Annotated in this window: 14 protein-coding genes and 3 pseudogenes; 11 read left to right on the plus strand and 6 right to left on the minus strand. The window is 70.2% G+C overall.

The window, feature by feature from the left end; translation table 11 throughout:
- Window positions 1-75: 75 nt before the first annotated feature.
- From ABTY98_RS02555 to ABTY98_RS02565, 3 genes are all read left to right on the plus strand, one after another.
- A complete protein-coding gene (locus tag ABTY98_RS02555; protein WP_352219018.1) occupies window positions 76-567 on the plus strand; it encodes an RNA polymerase sigma factor in 492 nt (163 codons plus the stop codon).
- Window positions 551-1,009, plus strand: a complete 459-nt coding sequence (locus ABTY98_RS02560) for a hypothetical protein (RefSeq protein WP_352219019.1) — start codon at window positions 551-553, stop codon at window positions 1,007-1,009. The genes ABTY98_RS02555 and ABTY98_RS02560 overlap by 17 nt, the downstream gene beginning before the upstream one ends.
- 299 nt (window positions 1,010-1,308) lie before the next feature.
- Complete coding sequence (locus tag ABTY98_RS02565; RefSeq protein ID WP_352219020.1) at window positions 1,309-2,430, plus strand: acyltransferase family protein; 1,122 nt, start codon at window positions 1,309-1,311, stop codon at window positions 2,428-2,430.
- A 4-nt stretch (window positions 2,431-2,434) separates the two neighbouring features.
- Here ABTY98_RS02565 and ABTY98_RS02570 read toward each other — a convergent pair whose 3' ends face one another.
- Together ABTY98_RS02570 and ABTY98_RS02575 are read right to left on the minus strand one after the other, a co-directional pair.
- Window positions 2,435-4,567 (minus strand): pectate lyase-like domain-containing protein, encoded by a 2,133-nt coding sequence (locus ABTY98_RS02570; protein ID WP_352219021.1) that lies wholly within the window; start codon window positions 4,565-4,567, stop codon window positions 2,435-2,437.
- Between the two features lie 250 nt (window positions 4,568-4,817).
- A complete protein-coding gene (locus ABTY98_RS02575; RefSeq protein WP_352219022.1) occupies window positions 4,818-5,519 on the minus strand; it encodes an SDR family oxidoreductase in 702 nt (233 codons plus the stop codon).
- 284 nt (window positions 5,520-5,803) lie between these two features.
- Between ABTY98_RS02575 and ABTY98_RS02580 the strand changes: the two genes are divergently transcribed.
- Window positions 5,804-6,724 carry an SGNH/GDSL hydrolase family protein gene (locus tag ABTY98_RS02580; RefSeq protein ID WP_352219023.1) on the plus strand — a complete coding sequence of 307 codons (921 nt, stop codon included), beginning with the start codon at window positions 5,804-5,806 and terminating at the stop codon, window positions 6,722-6,724.
- Between the two features lie 299 nt (window positions 6,725-7,023).
- Here the strand turns inward: ABTY98_RS02580 and ABTY98_RS02585 are convergent.
- A pseudogene (locus ABTY98_RS02585) lies at window positions 7,024-7,164 on the minus strand (AsnC family transcriptional regulator); the annotation flags it as partial.
- Window positions 7,165-7,287: 123 nt separating this feature from the next.
- Between ABTY98_RS02585 and ABTY98_RS02590 the strand changes: the two are divergent.
- Both ABTY98_RS02590 and ABTY98_RS02595 read left to right on the plus strand, forming a co-directional pair.
- A complete protein-coding gene (locus ABTY98_RS02590) occupies window positions 7,288-7,833 on the plus strand; it encodes an RBBP9/YdeN family alpha/beta hydrolase (RefSeq protein WP_352219024.1) in 546 nt (181 codons plus the stop codon).
- A gap of 79 nt (window positions 7,834-7,912) precedes the next feature.
- Window positions 7,913-8,404, plus strand: a complete 492-nt coding sequence (locus tag ABTY98_RS02595; protein WP_352219025.1) for a peptidylprolyl isomerase — start codon at window positions 7,913-7,915, stop codon at window positions 8,402-8,404.
- Window positions 8,405-8,488: 84 nt separating this feature from the next.
- Here ABTY98_RS02595 and ABTY98_RS02600 read toward each other — a convergent pair.
- The 3 genes and pseudogenes from ABTY98_RS02600 to ABTY98_RS02610 form a co-directional block, all read right to left on the minus strand.
- Window positions 8,489-8,767: pseudogene (locus ABTY98_RS02600) on the minus strand (MASE1 domain-containing protein); the annotation flags it as partial.
- Window positions 8,752-9,305 (minus strand): annotated as a pseudogene (locus tag ABTY98_RS02605) (PP2C family protein-serine/threonine phosphatase); the annotation flags it as partial. The pseudogenes ABTY98_RS02600 and ABTY98_RS02605, both read right to left, overlap by 16 nt.
- A 129-nt stretch (window positions 9,306-9,434) precedes the next feature.
- On the minus strand, window positions 9,435-10,538 hold the full coding sequence (locus ABTY98_RS02610) for a GNAT family N-acetyltransferase (protein WP_352219026.1): 1,104 nt from the start codon (window positions 10,536-10,538) through the stop codon (window positions 9,435-9,437).
- Window positions 10,539-10,917: 379 nt separating this feature from the next.
- On the opposite strand from ABTY98_RS02610, the gene ABTY98_RS02615 reads away from it, so the two are divergent.
- From ABTY98_RS02615 to ABTY98_RS02635, 5 genes are all read left to right on the plus strand, one after another.
- Window positions 10,918-11,652, plus strand: coding sequence for a YqjF family protein (locus ABTY98_RS02615; protein ID WP_352219027.1), 735 nt, complete (start codon window positions 10,918-10,920; stop codon window positions 11,650-11,652).
- Window positions 11,653-11,770: 118 nt separating this feature from the next.
- A complete protein-coding gene (locus tag ABTY98_RS02620; protein ID WP_352219028.1) occupies window positions 11,771-12,991 on the plus strand; it encodes a carbohydrate-binding protein in 1,221 nt (406 codons plus the stop codon).
- 128 nt (window positions 12,992-13,119) lie between these two features.
- Window positions 13,120-13,896 carry a polysaccharide lyase family 7 protein gene (locus ABTY98_RS02625; RefSeq protein WP_352219029.1) on the plus strand — a complete coding sequence of 259 codons (777 nt, stop codon included), beginning with the start codon at window positions 13,120-13,122 and terminating at the stop codon, window positions 13,894-13,896.
- A gap of 87 nt (window positions 13,897-13,983) precedes the next feature.
- Window positions 13,984-14,793 (plus strand): DUF4389 domain-containing protein, encoded by an 810-nt coding sequence (locus tag ABTY98_RS02630; RefSeq protein WP_352219030.1) that lies wholly within the window; start codon window positions 13,984-13,986, stop codon window positions 14,791-14,793.
- 42 nt (window positions 14,794-14,835) lie between these two features.
- Complete coding sequence (locus ABTY98_RS02635; protein ID WP_352219031.1) at window positions 14,836-15,288, plus strand: hypothetical protein; 453 nt, start codon at window positions 14,836-14,838, stop codon at window positions 15,286-15,288.
- Window positions 15,289-15,361: the final 73 nt, after the last annotated feature.

Raw genomic sequence — 15,361 nt, forward strand, 5'->3', positions numbered from 1 at the left:
GACCGGTGGAACTCACGGCACCGGTCCCGCATCCTCCTCATCGCCCTCGACGAGCCCCTTCGACCCTGGAGAACGTTGAAACGGTCCCGTGACAAGGCGGCGTCCGAGCTGTTCGCCGCCCTGTACCCACGCCTGGCCGGCTGGTGCCGCCGCCTGGTCGACGACGACGAGACGGCGCACGAGATCGCCTCGGAGGCGTTCACCCGGCTGTGGGCCCGGTGGACGTCGGTGGAGGAGCCCCGCGGCTTCCTCTATGTCACCGCGGCCAATCTCGTCCGGGACCACTGGCGCAAGATGGAGCGCGAGCGCCGGACCGTGCGCCGCGTCGGCTCGGAGGCCGCGACCCGCCCGCACCCCGAACAGACGGACCCCTCGGTACGGCTGCTGGTGCAGTCGCTGCCGGAGCGACTGCGCGTGCCGATCCTGCTGCACTACTACGCTGACATGCCGATCCGGGAGGTGTCCGAGCTGACCGGGCGCAAGGAAGGAACCGTCAAGGCCGATCTGCACGCGGCCCGTGAACTGCTCCGCGGCCATCTGAGGAGAAGCCTTGACCACACGCTTTGACGCGGAGCCGGAGTTCGACGGCCCCGACGATCCCCTCGCTGTCGTCCTGCGGCCGCCGACCGCGTATCTGGGCCCGCCGCCGGGCCGGTACGAGGAGATCCGGCGCGCCGCGAACCGCCGCCGGCTGGTGCGTACGGCGGCCGGGGCCGGGGTGACCTGTGCCGTCGCCCTCCTCGTCGCCCTGCCGATGCATCTGACGGCGCCCTCGGTACCGACGTCCCCGCGAGTCCCCCTGGCGCCGCCCGCTGTCAGCCCTACGACCCCGCACCGTTCCCCGGCGTCTTCGGCACCCGCCAGCCCCACGCCGATCCCCAGCGTCCCGCCCAGGAGGAGCCGCACCACGCAGGCCCCCACCCGCGTAGCGTCGACGACTCCGTCGGCTGTGCGGGTCACGCCGTCCGAGAGCCGGCCGAGCTCCGCCGCCACGCGGCCCCCGTCATAGCGGCGTCAACACGGCGAAGGATGACCGCACCCGTTCGTGTCGCATGTCCCGACCCGCCGCCCGGGTGCGAAAGCCCGGGCCAGGGCGTCAGGCCAGGCGGTACTGCGCACGGCGAGGGCCGCGGTCCGTGTCGGCCGTCCGGGTAGGGTCGCATCCACCCTTCCGGCCGCTGCGGCCCGTTTGGCCGAGGCCACTGCTCGGCGTTGGTGTGATGTTTCGTACGAGGCCGGAATGAAAGGTGTGGAACGGGCAACGCTCCGTTTCATGCTCCACGCGCGAACCCACCGGCAGGTGACTTGATGACGACGGCGACCAAGGCCCTTTCTACCGCTCCGGCCGCCGCGCCCCCGTCCCGTAGCCAGTCGTCCGCCCCCGCCCCCTCGCTGCCGTCCCTCACCGGGCTGAGATGGATGGCCGCGCTGCTGGTCTTCGGACTGCACGTGCACAACTTCCGCTATTTCGGCGGCACCGGCGCCCGCTTCATGTCCTGGGGGTTCGAGGCAGGCGCCTCAGGGGTGTCGTTCTTCTTCGTGCTGTCCGGGTTCGTCCTGATGTGGTCCGCGCGGCCGGGTGACCGGGCTCGGCGTTTCTGGTGGCGGCGCGTCGCCCGGGTCTATCCGGTGCACCTGGTGACCGTCGTCATCGCCCTGGTCATGGCGGTCACGCTGCCCCGCCAGTCGAAGCCGACCCTGCCGCAGGGCCTGGCCGACGTCCTCCTGGTGCACTCCTGGTGGCGGCCGTGGTGGCAGACGCTGGACCCGGTCAGCTGGTCGCTGGCCTGCGAGGCCTTCTTCTACGCCGCGTTCCCGCTGCTGGCCCTGCTGCTGCGCCGGCTGGGCGCGAGGGGCGCCGCACTGCTGGCCGCGCTGGCCGTCCTCGCGGTGCTGGTGCTGGCCTGGACGGACGCCCACCACTGGTGGGACCAGCCGATCAGCTCCTTCCCGGCGGCCCGGCTGCCCGAGTTCGTGCTCGGCGCGGCCGCCGCACGGCTGGTGCTGCTCGGGCGCTGGCGCGGCCCCGGCCTGGAGGCCTCGCTCGCACTGGCGATCATCGGATACTTCCTGGTCCCCCAGGTCACCGACGAGTACGCGGCCACCGCCTGCACCATCATGGGCTTCGCGCTGCTCATCCCGGCGGCGGCCGTCGCCGACCTGCGCGGACTGCCCTCGCTGTGGCGCCGCCGTTGGCTGGTGCGCCTCGGCGAGCTGTCGTTCGCGTTCTACATGGTCCATCTGCTGGTGCTGCGGGCGGGCACCCAACTGCTCGGCACCCGCCCGCGCTTCGGCCTGCTCACCGGGGCGACCGTCGCCACCGTCGCGTTCGCCGTGTCGCTGGGCCTGTCCTGGCTCCTCTACGAGGGCGTGGAGCGGCCCGCGCGACGGCTGCTGCTGCGGCGCCCGGCCCGGCGGCCGACGGCCTGATCGGCTACGGGAACTGCGTCACCTTGGAGGGCACGGTGCTGGTCCCCGAGGTGGGTGCTCCCGTGGTGTTGACGACGTGGGCGTACTGACCCATGCCGCCGAGGGAGATCACCAGCAGGTCGTGCATCTTGATGCCCGAGCCGGTCGGCACCTGGAAGCCGTTGGACTGCACGATCGTGGGATCGGCCGTGTAGTTGCAGTAGCTGCCCAGCCCCCATGCCTCATGGGTGGTCACGGTGTCGGCGACCTTGTAGGCCGCGTAGCCGACGACGCCGTCGTGGGTGATGGCGGCGGCGTTCGGGGCGTCATAGGCCTTCTCGTTCTGGAAGAAGATCGTGCGCCCTCTCTCTCCGTTCCAGTAGACGTCGTACTTGTTGAAGTGCTCGACGAACAGGCCGGTGGCCAGGACGTCGTTGCCGTTGACCCGGAGGCCGTAGTCGGCGCGGTTGGTGTCCCAGCCGACTCCGCTGCCGTGGTCGGCGCGCCAGAGCCAGGTGTGGTCGATGATCACGTTGTTGCTGTTGACCACGACGGAGTTGGTGGCGAGGCCGGGTCCGGCGCCGCCGATGCGCACGAACACGTCCTGCATGGTGGTGGGGTTGGCGGAGTGGTCGGCGGTGGATCCGGGGGCGCCGATACGCAGCAGGGTGTCGGAGTTGACGCTGCCCGCGTCGATGAGGAACCCGGCGAGCTTCACGCCGTCGACGTCGGCGACATGCATGGCGTCGACGCCGTTGTCCGGGACCAGGGTGGCGAGACCGAGGCCGAGGACCACGGTGTTGGCGCGGTTGACGTTGATGGTCTGGTCGAGGTGGTAGATGCCCGGCGTGAAGAGGAGGTTGAGGCCCTGGGCGAGGGCCGCGTTGATGGTGGCCGCGGTGGCGCCGGGCTTGACGACGTAGAACTGGTCCAGCGGGAGCGACGTACCCGCGTTCGCCGGCCAGGAGACGCCCCGGGCGTTGGTGCGCTTGGCCGGGACGAAGACCTTGTAGGCGCTGCCGTCCAGGTACAGGAACGGCTTCTCACGCGAGACGGGGGTGGTGTCGAGCGTGGTGTACGGGCCGGAGTCGAAGTTGGTCGCGGGCGCGCCCTGGACGCCGGAGAAGGTCATGTTCCAGACGCCGTTGGTCCAGCCGCCGACCGAGCTGTCCCTGGTGTACCACTGCTGCTGGGAGTACGGGCCGACCGTGCCGTCGATCTTCGAGTCGGCGATGTAACCGCCGGAGGCCCAGCCGTAGCCGTTGGGGGCGAGGTTGAGACCGCCCTTGACGTGGATACGACGGAAGGGGGCCGCCTGAGCCACGGCCCAGCGGTCCGTCCCGTTCGACGGCGTGATGGCGAGGTTCTCCGCCGAACGCCAGAAGTTCTGCGTGGCGTTGCCGTTGAACCAGCCGGCGTCGACCGTGACATCGCCGTTGATCTGCGTGTCGTCGGGGTTGAGGCCGAGGCCGGAGATCGAGGTGTAGAAGCCGATCTGGGCGTTGATGCCGTTGTAGGTGCCCGGCTTGAGCAGGAACTGGTAGCGGCCGGTACCGAACTGGGCCGACTCCTGCTGGGCGAAGACGGAGTCGAACTTCTGCTGGAGGTTCGGCGTGGACGGGTCGACGACGATCACGTTCGGACCGAGGTCGCCGCCGCCCTGGATGGGAGGCGTGCCGGTGGTGCTCCCGTGGACCTGGAACTCCCAGAGCGAGTAGCCGTACTGGGTGGCGCGGTGCACCCCCTGCATCCGGACGTAACGGCCCTGCCCGGACACGTCGAGCGTGTCGGTGCCGCCGTCTCCGCCGGTGACCGACTTGAGGTCGGTCCAGCTGGTGCCGTTCGCGGAGATCTGAACCTTGTAGTCCTTGCCGTAGGCGGTCTCCCAGTTGAGGACCACCTGGCTGACCTGGGCGGTGGCGCCGAGGTCGACCTGGAGCCACTGGTCGTCGGTGAAGGCGGACGACCAGCGGGTGCCGGTGTTGCCGTCGACCGCGTTCCCCGCGGCGGTCCCGCCGTTCTCCTCGGAGGAGGCGGTGGCCGTCTTCCCCTGGGACAACGGGGTGTCGGCGGCCTGGGCCGCCGGCGCGTGCACGGTGGGCAGGGCGAGCAGCGCCGCCATGGCGGCGAGCGCTACGCCCAGGGATCTCAGTCTCATCAGCGGCTCCCTGAAGTGATGCTCGGGGCACGCGCAAACGGCGTACCCCGTGGCTTAGTTCAGGTTTTGATTTAAGTGATGAGGCAACTTCCCGACAACCCTTCGGCACCGGAAATTTCAACGGCCACCCCTCCGCGACCGGACGGAGGGAGGTCGGCGGCCCAGGTTGCTGCCCGGCGGACCAGGTCGCAGGAATCAACGACGCCTGGCATGATCCGCCGGGCAGGCAGGCCCCAACAGGGGGCCCAGGTCACTGGGCGAGTTGCTGGTACATGGCGGCGAGGTCGCCGGACAGGGCACCCTTGGCCCAGCGGGTGATGTCGTCGGCGAGTACCTCGTAGGCGTCCGACTCGACACCGTCGAGAGCGGCCGCGGCGATGTCCTGCGGCTTCGCCTTCGGGCCGTCGGCCTGGGCCGCCATGTCGGTGTCGACATAGCCCATGTGCAGGCCCGTGACGCCGATGCCACGCGGCTGGAGCGCCAGGCGCAGGCTGTTGGTCTGCGACCAGAGGGCCGACTTGGAGGCGCTGTAGGCACCGCCTTCGGCGACCCAGGAGAGCACCGAGTGGACGTTCAGGATGTGGCCGCCGCCGTTGCGCTCGATGACCGGGACGAAGGCGCGGGTGAGCAGCAGCGGTCCGTAGAAGTTGATCTCGAACTCGCGGCGGATGTCGTCGAGCGAGGAGGTCAGGAAGCGGGTTCCGGTGGCCACCCCCGCGTTGTTGACCAGGAGGGTGACGTCCTGGGCCTGTTCGGCGACCGCGGCCACGGAGTCGGGGTCGGTCACCTCCAGCGCCAGCGCCACCGCGTCAGGGTGGGTGACGGTGCGCGGGTCGCGAGCGGTGGCGTAGACCTTGCCGGCACCGCGTGCGTACAGCTCTTCCACCAGCGCCTTTCCGATACCCCGGCTGCCTCCGGTGACGAGGACGACGGAGTCCTTGATCGCGGTCATGACACTCACACTCCAGACATGGGACAGAGCCCGGAAACCGATCGGTTCCGACGACTGTGCCCATCGTAAACCGATCGGTTTCCCATTTCAATCGCGGAGGGTGACACCCGGCCGCCGTCCGGACCCGATCCCCGTGTGGGCCAGGCGAGTTACTCGATCCAGTTCATTGCGTCCAGCCTCTGGCTACGGACTCCTACCGGGCGGTATACAGACCCCCGACACACGCGTGCGGGCCGCCCGTCGGGACCGGTTCCGTGCGCGTCCTGGTTCCAGGGGGGATCTCCATGGCGTACGGCACCCCGTCCGACGGTTCGGCGAGACGGCACCGGCGGAAGGCCACCGTGGCGGCGGCGCTGGGCGGCTGCGCCCTGGTGGCCGCGTCCACGACACCGGCCGCGGCCCACGGCGGCGGACACCACGGCGGCCACGACCGTGGCACGAGCTATGTGGCGCTCGGCGACTCCTACACCTCGGGCCCCGGCATCCCGACGCAGGTCGACGCGAACTGCGCCCGCTCCGACCACAACTACCCCTCGCTGGTGGCGGCGGCGCGGCACGTCAGCGCGTTCAAGGACGTGAGCTGTGGCGGTGCGACGACCGCGGAGATGTGGAAGGCGCAGGGCACCAACGGCCCTCAGCTCGACGCCCTTCGGCGGGACACCGATCTGGTGACGGTCCAGATCGGCGGCAACGACGTCGGGTTCGGCCCCATCATCGGCACCTGCGCGACCCTCGGTGCCACGGATCTGACGGGCAACCCCTGCCAGCGGTACTACAACGCCTCCGGCACCGACCAGTTGACGCTCAACATCGCGCAGTCCGCGCCCAAGGTCGACAAGGTGCTGCGGGCCGTCCATGACCGGGCCCCGCACGCCCAGATCCTGGTCGTCGGCTACCCCGACCTGCTGCCCGACGACGGCAGCGGCTGCTATCCGACGGTGCCGTTCGCCGCCAAGGACTTCCCCTACCTGCGGGACGTGGGGAAACGGCTGAACCTCATGCTGCGCATGGTCGCCGCCTGGAACGGCGCCCGGTACGTGGACACCTACGGTCCGACCATCGGCCACGACATGTGCAAGGCGCCCGCCGACCGCTGGATCGAGCCCCTCCAGCCGACCTCACCGGCGGCCCCGGCCCACCCCAACGCCAAGGGGGAGGCGGCCATGGCCCAGGCCGTGCTGGAGCGGCTGGGCAAGCGGTACTGAGAACTGGTGGGCAGGGGCTTGGGCGGATGACCGCGTAGTACGAGGGATGTGGTGACCGGGCCGTAGCGGGCGAGGGAGTCCACGACTTCTTCGAGACGTTCGGCGTGTGTGCAGTGCACGTCGAAGAGCAGGCAGTCCTCGCCGGGCACCCGGAGCGTCGAGACGACCTCCGGGATCCCGGTGGCGAGCGCGAGCGCCTGGCGCAGCTGTGCGTGGGTGGTGCGCTGCCTGACGACGGCGTGGATGTTCAGGCCGAGCGCGGCGGGGGCGACGACGGCTCGGTAGCCGGTGATGACACCGCTCTTCTCCAGCCGCTGGATCCGGGCGCCCGCCGCGGGCTGGGAGAGCCCGACCCGCCGTCCGACCTCGGCCCCGATGAGCCGGCCGTCGGTCTGGAGCAGCTCCAGGACGGCGCGGTCGATGTCGTCGAGTGAATCCATCGTCGTCGTCCCCTCTTTCCTCTGGATCACTTGCACCGCCGACTCGACGCCACTGGTTCCTCCACAATCGCCCTCAGGGTGGGCCCGGGAAGGGCCGGGCCACGACGGAAGGGGCGGTCGGCGATGGTCGCGTACGTCATCATCCCCGGGATCGACGGATCGGACGACAAGCACTGGCAGAGCCGGTGGGAGGCGGAGTGGGGCGAGTCGGCGGTGCGGATCGCCCCCGGCTCATGGACCCGGCCCGACCTGCCTCAGTGGGTGGCCGCGGTGCAGGCCGCCTACGACAGTGCGGCGGCGCGGGACAGCCGGGTGGCGCTGGTGGCGCACAGCCTCGGCTGCTGGGCGGCCGCCGAGTGGCTCGGGGCGGCGCGGCCCGAGGGGGTCTTGGCCTTCCTGGCCGCGCCGCCCGATCCGCGGGGACCGATGTTCCCGGGTGCGGCCGCGCCGACGTTCGTTGAGCTGTCCGCCCGCCCGCTACCGTGCCCCGCCCTGGTGGTGGCGAGCGACGACGACCCGTACGGCGACGCCACGGCCGCCGCCGCGCTGGCCTCCGGCTGGCGGGCACCCTGGCATTCCGTGGGCGCGCACGGGCACCTCAACTCCGCGAGCGGTCTCGGCGACTGGCCGGCCGGCCGGGCACTCCTGCGGACGCTCACGGGCGCCTGAGCGGCTCCGGTGACCCGACACCCCGGATTTCCGGCCCCGTGGGAGGGACCGCGGGACGGTTCGCGATAGGTTGACCTGCATGAGCGACAACGTTTACTTCGACATTTCGATCAACAACGAGCCGGCCGGCCGGATCGTGTTCAACCTGTTCGACGACGTCGTACCGAAGACGGCCCGCAACTTCCGTGAGCTCGCCACCGGACAGAACGGCTTCGGCTACGCCGGTTCGGGTTTCCACCGGGTCATCCCCGAGTTCATGCTCCAGGGCGGTGACTTCACCCGCGGTGACGGCACCGGCGGCAAGAGCATCTACGGCGAGAAGTTCGCGGACGAGAACTTCCAGCGCAAGCACGACCGCAAGTACCTGCTGAGCATGGCCAACGCCGGCCCGAACACCAACGGCTCGCAGTTCTTCGTCACCACCGTGCTGACGCCGTGGCTGGACGGCAAGCACGTGGTCTTCGGTGAGGTCGTCGAGGGCTCGGACATCGTCGACAAGATCGAGGGCTACGGCACCCGCAGCGGTGCGCCGAAGGCCAAGATCGAGATCACGGCCAGCGGCACCGTCTGACCACGGACCCCCGCATGCGAACGGTGACCGGGCGACCGCCCGGTCACCGTTCGTCTCGTTCGGGCCGCGGTTCCTCCGCCTCCGGCGGGGAGCGCCCGCCGGGGCATCATGTGCGGTGAGGTGTTCCAGGGCCTCGGCCAGTTCCTGGCAGGCCTCCTCGACAGAGAGCCGGGTGTTGCGCTGCTCGGTGATCAAGGCCGAGAGCAGCAGCGCGGTCAGCGCCATGGAGCCGCTGAAGGACTGCAGTTTCAGCATCACCTCGACACGCGTCAGGCCGGCGAAGGCACCGGCGTGATCCGTCGCGGCCATCGTGGCCACGACCGACGTGAACAGGGCGCATGGCATGCTCCCCATGAGCCGGAACCCTCGTCCTCGCCGACCCCGGACTTTCCGTCGGCGGTGGCCCAGACGAACGGGATATGGCCGGCCCGGGCGCTCTCCAGGACACCGGTCTCCGGGTCGAGCCGCATGAACGTGCAGGTGACGAAGAGGTCGTTGCCCAGGGAGACCAGCAGGTCGTTGGCCCGGGCGAGCAGTGCGCCCGGCTCGCCGGTCACCGAGGCCAGCGCCCGCAGCCCCGCCCTGACCTGGCCCATGAAGGCGGCCGCCTCGATGTCGTGGCCCTGGACGTCACCTATGGACAGGCCTACACGGCCTCGCGCAGCGCGAAGACGTCGTACCAGTCATCGCCCACTTTGAGCCCGTAGCAGGCGGGCGCGTACCGGACGGCCAGATGGAAGCGGGGGGCGCCGGGCGGGTCCCGGGGCAGCATGCCGCGCTGGAGGGCGATGGCCGGCTCGACCTGCGAGCGCTGGTACTCCGCCCGCTCGCGTGCCTGGGCGGTGAGCGACCTCAGTCTGACCAGCAGCTCGTCGTCGTCCATGGAGTGCTTACGGCGCATGGATCACTCCGGCCGTGGCGGCAGCCTTCCAGGGCAAACCCCTGGATTTCACCCTTACAGGATCATAGTGCGTCCTGACCACGGGACGGACCGGCGGGCGGGGCGGGCTCGTGGTCAGGACGGTGGGTTTCACCCCTTGCGCAGCCCGTCGGCGCGGCGTGAGGCGCGCAGGGTGCCGACCGTCTTGAGCAGCCGGTCCGCCGGGTCGCGCAGGCGGGGGTGGGCGAGGACGGTGTTGCGCAGCCCGCGGACCGGGCGGCGCCACAGGCGGTGCGCCGCGGCCACCGGGTGGGTGCGGGTGACGAATCCCTCGCCCACCCGAAGTTCGCGGGTCTTGAGCCAGTCCTTGTACTCCTTGTCGCCGCGCCCGAGGTCGACGAGGGTCACACCGCCGCGCGCCGCGCCTTCGGCGGTGCGCAGATGCATCATCAACCCGGGCGAGTAGTAGTGCAGTTCGGGGTCGTAGGCGGTGAACCAGGCGGCGAGTACGGTGCCCGACCGCGGCCCGAAGTGCGCGGCCACCGGGCGGTCGCCCGCGTAGAGCACGGACAGCACGCCGGTGAAGTGCTCCTCGCGGACGTGGAAGAGATGGTCCACGAGGTCGACGATCCAGGGGCGGGCGAAGCGGTCCATGCGTCCGGTCCGCCGGTACTGGGCGGACTTCCAGCGCATCAGGGTGCGCAGGGCCGCCGGGTCGCGCTCGTCGAACTCGAAGCGCAGGTCGCCGATGTCGCGGCCGAGGCGCCGTTCCTTCTTCAGCGTGGTCTTCGCCAGGCCGGGATAGGTGGCGCGCAGCCACTCGGGGTAGCCGCCGTCGCCGGGTTTGACGTCGATCACCGGTGACGCGAAGGTGCCGGTGACATGACCGGCGAACGGCCTCTGCTCGGCGACCAGATGGTCGAACTCGAAGATGGACATCCCGCACGCGCTCAGCAGCTCCTGGGCGTCCCAGGTGACTCCGGGCCGGTGTACCAGTGCCTGGCAGTCGGAGAGGCCGAGGCCGATGGCCCGGCCCACGCCGAGGGCGTTGCGCTCGTACGGGAAGAAGCCGACGGGTTCTCCGGCGTCGCGAAGGACCGCCACCCTTACGCCCCCGCGGTGTCTGCCGACGCCGATCGTGAACTCCGGGGCCAGAAAGGGATTGGCGTACTCCGGTGACTCGTCCATCGCGTGGTGCCAGGCCCGGCGGAGCGACTGGGTCAGCTCGCCGGGTCTGTGGATCGTGATGTCCACCTCAGATCAACCGCCCTTCGGTTGACGAGGTGTGTGGCGCATGACTCCGGGACCGACTGCCGGACGGACCTCTGCACTGACCTCTGGATCGCATGGGCGACCCCTCCCCCCATAACGCGGATTTCCGCGTTCTGCCGTTGCTGAGAACAGCTCCTGTTTCCCGCCGTACACCTGCCGTCCGCGGCCGGCGACCGGGTCGCCGGTCCGGAGGTGTCGCTCAAACGTCGCGAAACAGTACGCACGCTGTCAAGAGTGCCACTGTCGGGGCGGGCTGGGGGTGGTGTGACTCGGACTTTCCCGGTCCTTTCCGTCAGGTCGCCGCCACCTCGGCCATTTCCCTCACCACCCTCGCCTCGCACTGGCGTGCTAGACCTTGTCCATGGAACCGGAGCCGATCACGCCGTCCACCCCACGGCCCGTGCGGCGGCCGACCCTGGTGCAGGGCTGGCACGAACTCACCTTCCTGCACTGGCCGGTGGAGCCGGAGCGGGTGGCGGGACTGCTGCCCGCCGGCACCCGGCCGGACACGCTGGACGGGGTCAGCTACGTCGGCCTCGTCCCGTTCCTGATGCGGGGCGTCGGTCTGGGCCCGGGGCCCGGGCTGCCGTATCTGGGGACCTTCTGTGAGACGAACGTTCGGCTGTACTCGGTGGACGGGCAGGGCCGGCGCGGGGTGGTCTTCAGGTCGTTGGACGCGGCCCGGCTGCTCCCGGTACTGGCGGGCCGGCTCGGGGTCCGTCTGCCGTACCTCTGGTCCGCGATGCGGCTGCGCCGCGACGGCGAGGTGATCTCCTACACCTGCCGGCGGCGAAGCCCGGCCGCCGGCAGCCGGGCGGTCGTACGGATCGGTCCGCCGATCACCGCGCCGTCGCCGCTGGAGCACTTCCTGACCGCGCGCTGGGGGCTGCACGTCACCTGGCACGGGCGCACCGCACACCTGCCGAACGAGCATGCGCCATGGCCGCTCCACCGGGCCGAACTCCTGGATCTTGATGACGAGTTGGTGGAGGCGGCGGGCCTGCCCGCACCTGCCGGGCCGCCGGTCAGCGTGCTCTGGTCCCCCGGTGTGAAGGTGCGGTTCGGGCGGCCGACACTCCTCGGGCGCTCCGGGTAAAGAACCCGTATGGTCTAGTCCAAAGTGCGCTTTGGTCCAGTCCAATCTATTGACGTGCTCGCGACACCTCTGGAAGCTGGGGCACCACCCCCACCTCCCCGCCCCCCTGGAGGCACCAGTGAGAACCCTTCGCGCATGTCTGGGCGCGGCGGCCGCCGTCACCCTCGCCGCCGCCGGCACGACCGCGCTCATCGCGAGCGACGCCTCGGGCGCGACCACCGCGCTCAGCAACCGGTGGTACGCGGCCGCTCCCTATCTGATGCCGCTGGACAACAACCCGCCGAACGCGTCCGCCATCATGGACGCCACTGGCCTCAAGGCCTTCCAGCTGGCGTTCGTCCTGGCCCCCAACGGAGGCGGCTGCTCCCCCACCTGGGGCGGTACGGCGGCGGTCTCCTCGGACACCGCAGTCCAGTCGGCCATCAACACCATCCGCGCGAAGGGCGGCGACGTCTCCGTCTCGATAGGCGGCTACGGCGGCACCAAGCTGGGGCAGACCTGCGCGGACGCCGCCTCCACCGCGGCGGCCTACCAGCAGGTGATCACGAAGTACGGGCTGCACGCGATCGACTTCGACCTGGAGGAGCCGGAGTACGAGAACACCGCGGCGATCAAGAACGAGATCGGCGCCGCGAAGATCCTCCAGCAGAACAACCCGGGCCTGTACGTCTCGGTCACCACGGCCGGTACGGCGGACGGGACCGGCTGGTTCGGCAAGCAGATGCTGCTGGAGGCGAAGTCCCAGGGGTTCACGCCGAACAACTTCTCCATCATGCCGTTCGACGGCGGCTTCAGCGGGGCGGCCTCGCAGACCAGCGCGCTCACCAACTTCAACGCGATCCTGCAGTCCACCTTCGGCTGGGACCAGGCGACCGCCTATGCCCACGAGGGCTTCTCCGGGATGAACGGCCGCAGCGACACCGGCGAGTACTTCACCCAGGCCGACTTCCAGACGGTGCTCGACTACGCCACGAGCCACAACATGGACCGCTTCACGTTCTGGTCCCTGAACCGCGACCGTCAGTGCACTCCGGTCGACAACAACGGCACCACGTCCGGGACCTGCTCCAGCGTGGCGCAGAGCGACTGGGACTTCGCCAAGTACTCGGTGAAGTTCGCCGGGGTGACCCCGCCGACCACTACTCCCACTCCCCCGCCCACCCCGACCCCGACCCCGACGCCCACCTCCTGCAAGACCGCGTGGAGCTCGACGGCGGTGTACACGGTCGGCAACGAGGTCTCGTACAACAGCCACAACTGGAAGGCCAAGTGGTGGACCCAGAACGAGGTGCCCGGCGCCTCGGAGTGGGGTCCCTGGCAGGACGAGGGCGCCTGCTGAAACCCTTGACGGAGTTGGTTCGGACCTTTAGCTTCACGGGTCATCGACGGTTATGGATGCGTCCAGGGTTCACAGGTATGAACGACTTCTGATCTCTGGACGCAGCCCTCTCCCGGAAGGACCCCCACATGAACCGTTCCCGGCTGCTCGTGGCTCCGGCCGCCGCGGGCCTCGCCCTCGCCCTCACCGTGCTCACCGGCGGCAGCGCGGGCGCTGCGGACCCGAACGTCGCGCCCGGCGGCAACTTCGACCTGTCCATATGGCAGCTCCAGGAGCCGGTCGGCTCCCCCGGCTCACCGACCACCATCCCCTCCTCCCGGCTGCAGGGTGCGGGCGGCTACCAGGACGCGTACTTCTACACCGACACCCGCGACGGCGCGATGACCTTCTGGGCGCCCGAGAAGGGCGTCACGACCCCGAACTCCAACTACGCCCGCTCCGAACTGCGCGAGATGAACCGCGACGGCAGCGCCGCCAACTGGTCGCTGAGCGGCAACCACAGGATGAGCGCGACCCTGCGGGTGGTCTCGGTGACCAAGAACGTGTGCGTGGGCCAGATCCACCTCGGCACCGGCGGCTCCTCCACCAAGCCGCTGCTGGAGCTGTACTACCACTCCAACGGCGACATCGTCCTCGGCACCGAGAACTCCCCGTCCGGCGGCCAGACCACGCACAGCGTGGGCCATGTGTCGATCGGCAAGACCTGGACCTACACCATCGCCGTCTCCGGCGGGAACACCATCGACCTGACCGTCAACGGCACTACGACCCACTACGCCATTCCGTCCTCCTTCAATCCGTACAAGCAGTACTTCAAGGCGGGCTCGTACAACCAGTCGTCCTCCGACAGCACGACCAACGGCGCCCGGGTCGCGTTCTACGGTCTGACCGTCAAACACGGCTGAGTTCGGCCGCACGGGCCTGGCGGGGGCCGGGGTTCCGCCGCACGATGGTGATGCCGTCCGCACCGCGGCCGGACGACGGGAGGACCGATGAGTCAGAGCTGGGGACCACGTCCTCCCGTCACGACGGACGGCGCCGAGTGGCGGCCGGCCCTGGACATCCCGGCACCCGGGCCGCAGCGCCGCTGGACGGTGCTGCTGCGCTGGCTGCTGCTGATCCCGCAGTACATCGTGGTCTGCCTGTTGGGCATCGCCGCGTTCCTCGTGACGGTGGCCGGCTGGTTCGCGGCGCTCGTCCTGGGCCGGCTGCCCGACGCGATCGCCTCGTTCCTCGGCATGTACCTGGCGTACGAGACACGGGTCGCGGCCAGCTCCATGCTTCTGGTGGACCGCTACCCGCCGTTCGCCCTGACCGCGCCGGACCACCCGGTGCAGATCGAGCTGCGGCCCACCACCCTGAACCGGTTCGCGGTGCTGTTCCGGCTGATCCTGATGATCCCGGCCGCGATCATCGTGAACTTCGCGGCGGCCGGCTGGTTCGCGATCGGCTGGATCTTCTGGATCATCGCGATCGTGCTGGGGCGGCTACCCGGGCCGGTCTTCGGGGCGACGGCCGCGGTCGCCCGCTACCGGATGCGGTTCGGCGCCTACACCAGCATGCTGACGCCCGTCTACCCGAAGGGGCTGTTCGGCGACCAGCCGGCCGCCAAGGCGGAGAAGGCCCGCTCCGCGACCCGGCCGCTGCTCCTGGACACCGGCGCGAAGGTCCTCATCTGGGTCTTCCTGGTCATCGGCCTGCTCACCCAGGTCTTCTCCCGCACCACCGCCGACTACGACGGCCACGACGACAACGGGCTCGCGAACCCGGCGCAAGTGGTACATCTCCCCGGACGGTCGTAGCGTCGAAGAGAAAGATGCACGGCGGAACTGGTGGGAGCGACCATGCGCAGACCAGTGGTGGGAACGGCGATCGGACTCGGGGCGGCCCTGCTGCTCACGGCGGCCATGACGACAGCCTCCGCGACCCCGCCGACACCGGCCGCGCCGCGGGCGACCCAGCACCCCGTGCTCGTCGACTGCCTCTGGCACCAGCGGTTCCGGCCGACCGACTTCATCCTGGCCTGCGGCGACGGCAACAGCGTCCTCACCGGCATGCACTGGACCCAGTGGAACGACAGCACGGCGGTGGCCCAGGGCGTGAACGCGGTGAACGACTGCAAGCCGTACTGCGCCGCCGGCACCTTCCGCGAGTACAAGGTGACCGTACGGCTCGACCGCCCGACCGCCTGGACCAAGCATCCGAACGTGCAGCAGTTCACGCGGATGAGCCTGATCTACGCCGGCGCCAAGCCGGAGGGATACACGCAGGTCATGAACTACCCGCTGTGGAACTGAGCGGGACCGTCACCCGGCTGCGCGGCAAGCGGGGCCACGCCGTGCGCCGGGCGGGCGACGTCCCGGCCGGGGC

Origin of the sequence: Streptomyces sp. NPDC096040 (genome assembly GCF_040303265.1) — a bacterium.
In the GTDB taxonomy this organism is placed as follows: domain Bacteria; phylum Actinomycetota; class Actinomycetes; order Streptomycetales; family Streptomycetaceae; genus Streptomyces.

What these genes read in the sequence shown, in the direction of transcription:
- ABTY98_RS02615 (WP_352219027.1), top strand. Translation starts at nt 10,918, where the DNA reads ATGGAACCGGAGCCGATCACGCCGTCCACCCCACGGCCCGTGCGGCGG.
- ABTY98_RS02590 (WP_352219024.1), top strand. Translation starts at nt 7,288, where the DNA reads ATGGTCGCGTACGTCATCATCCCCGGGATCGACGGATCGGACGACAAG.
- ABTY98_RS02635 (WP_352219031.1), top strand. Translation starts at nt 14,836, where the DNA reads ATGCGCAGACCAGTGGTGGGAACGGCGATCGGACTCGGGGCGGCCCTG.
- ABTY98_RS02625 (WP_352219029.1), top strand. Translation starts at nt 13,120, where the DNA reads ATGAACCGTTCCCGGCTGCTCGTGGCTCCGGCCGCCGCGGGCCTCGCC.
- ABTY98_RS02580 (WP_352219023.1), top strand. Translation starts at nt 5,804, where the DNA reads ATGGCGTACGGCACCCCGTCCGACGGTTCGGCGAGACGGCACCGGCGG.
- ABTY98_RS02575 (WP_352219022.1), bottom strand. Translation starts at nt 5,519, where the DNA reads ATGACCGCGATCAAGGACTCCGTCGTCCTCGTCACCGGAGGCAGCCGG.
- ABTY98_RS02595 (WP_352219025.1), top strand. Translation starts at nt 7,913, where the DNA reads ATGAGCGACAACGTTTACTTCGACATTTCGATCAACAACGAGCCGGCC.
- ABTY98_RS02570 (WP_352219021.1), bottom strand. Translation starts at nt 4,567, where the DNA reads ATGAGACTGAGATCCCTGGGCGTAGCGCTCGCCGCCATGGCGGCGCTG.
- ABTY98_RS02565 (WP_352219020.1), top strand. Translation starts at nt 1,309, where the DNA reads ATGACGACGGCGACCAAGGCCCTTTCTACCGCTCCGGCCGCCGCGCCC.
- ABTY98_RS02630 (WP_352219030.1), top strand. Translation starts at nt 13,984, where the DNA reads ATGAGTCAGAGCTGGGGACCACGTCCTCCCGTCACGACGGACGGCGCC.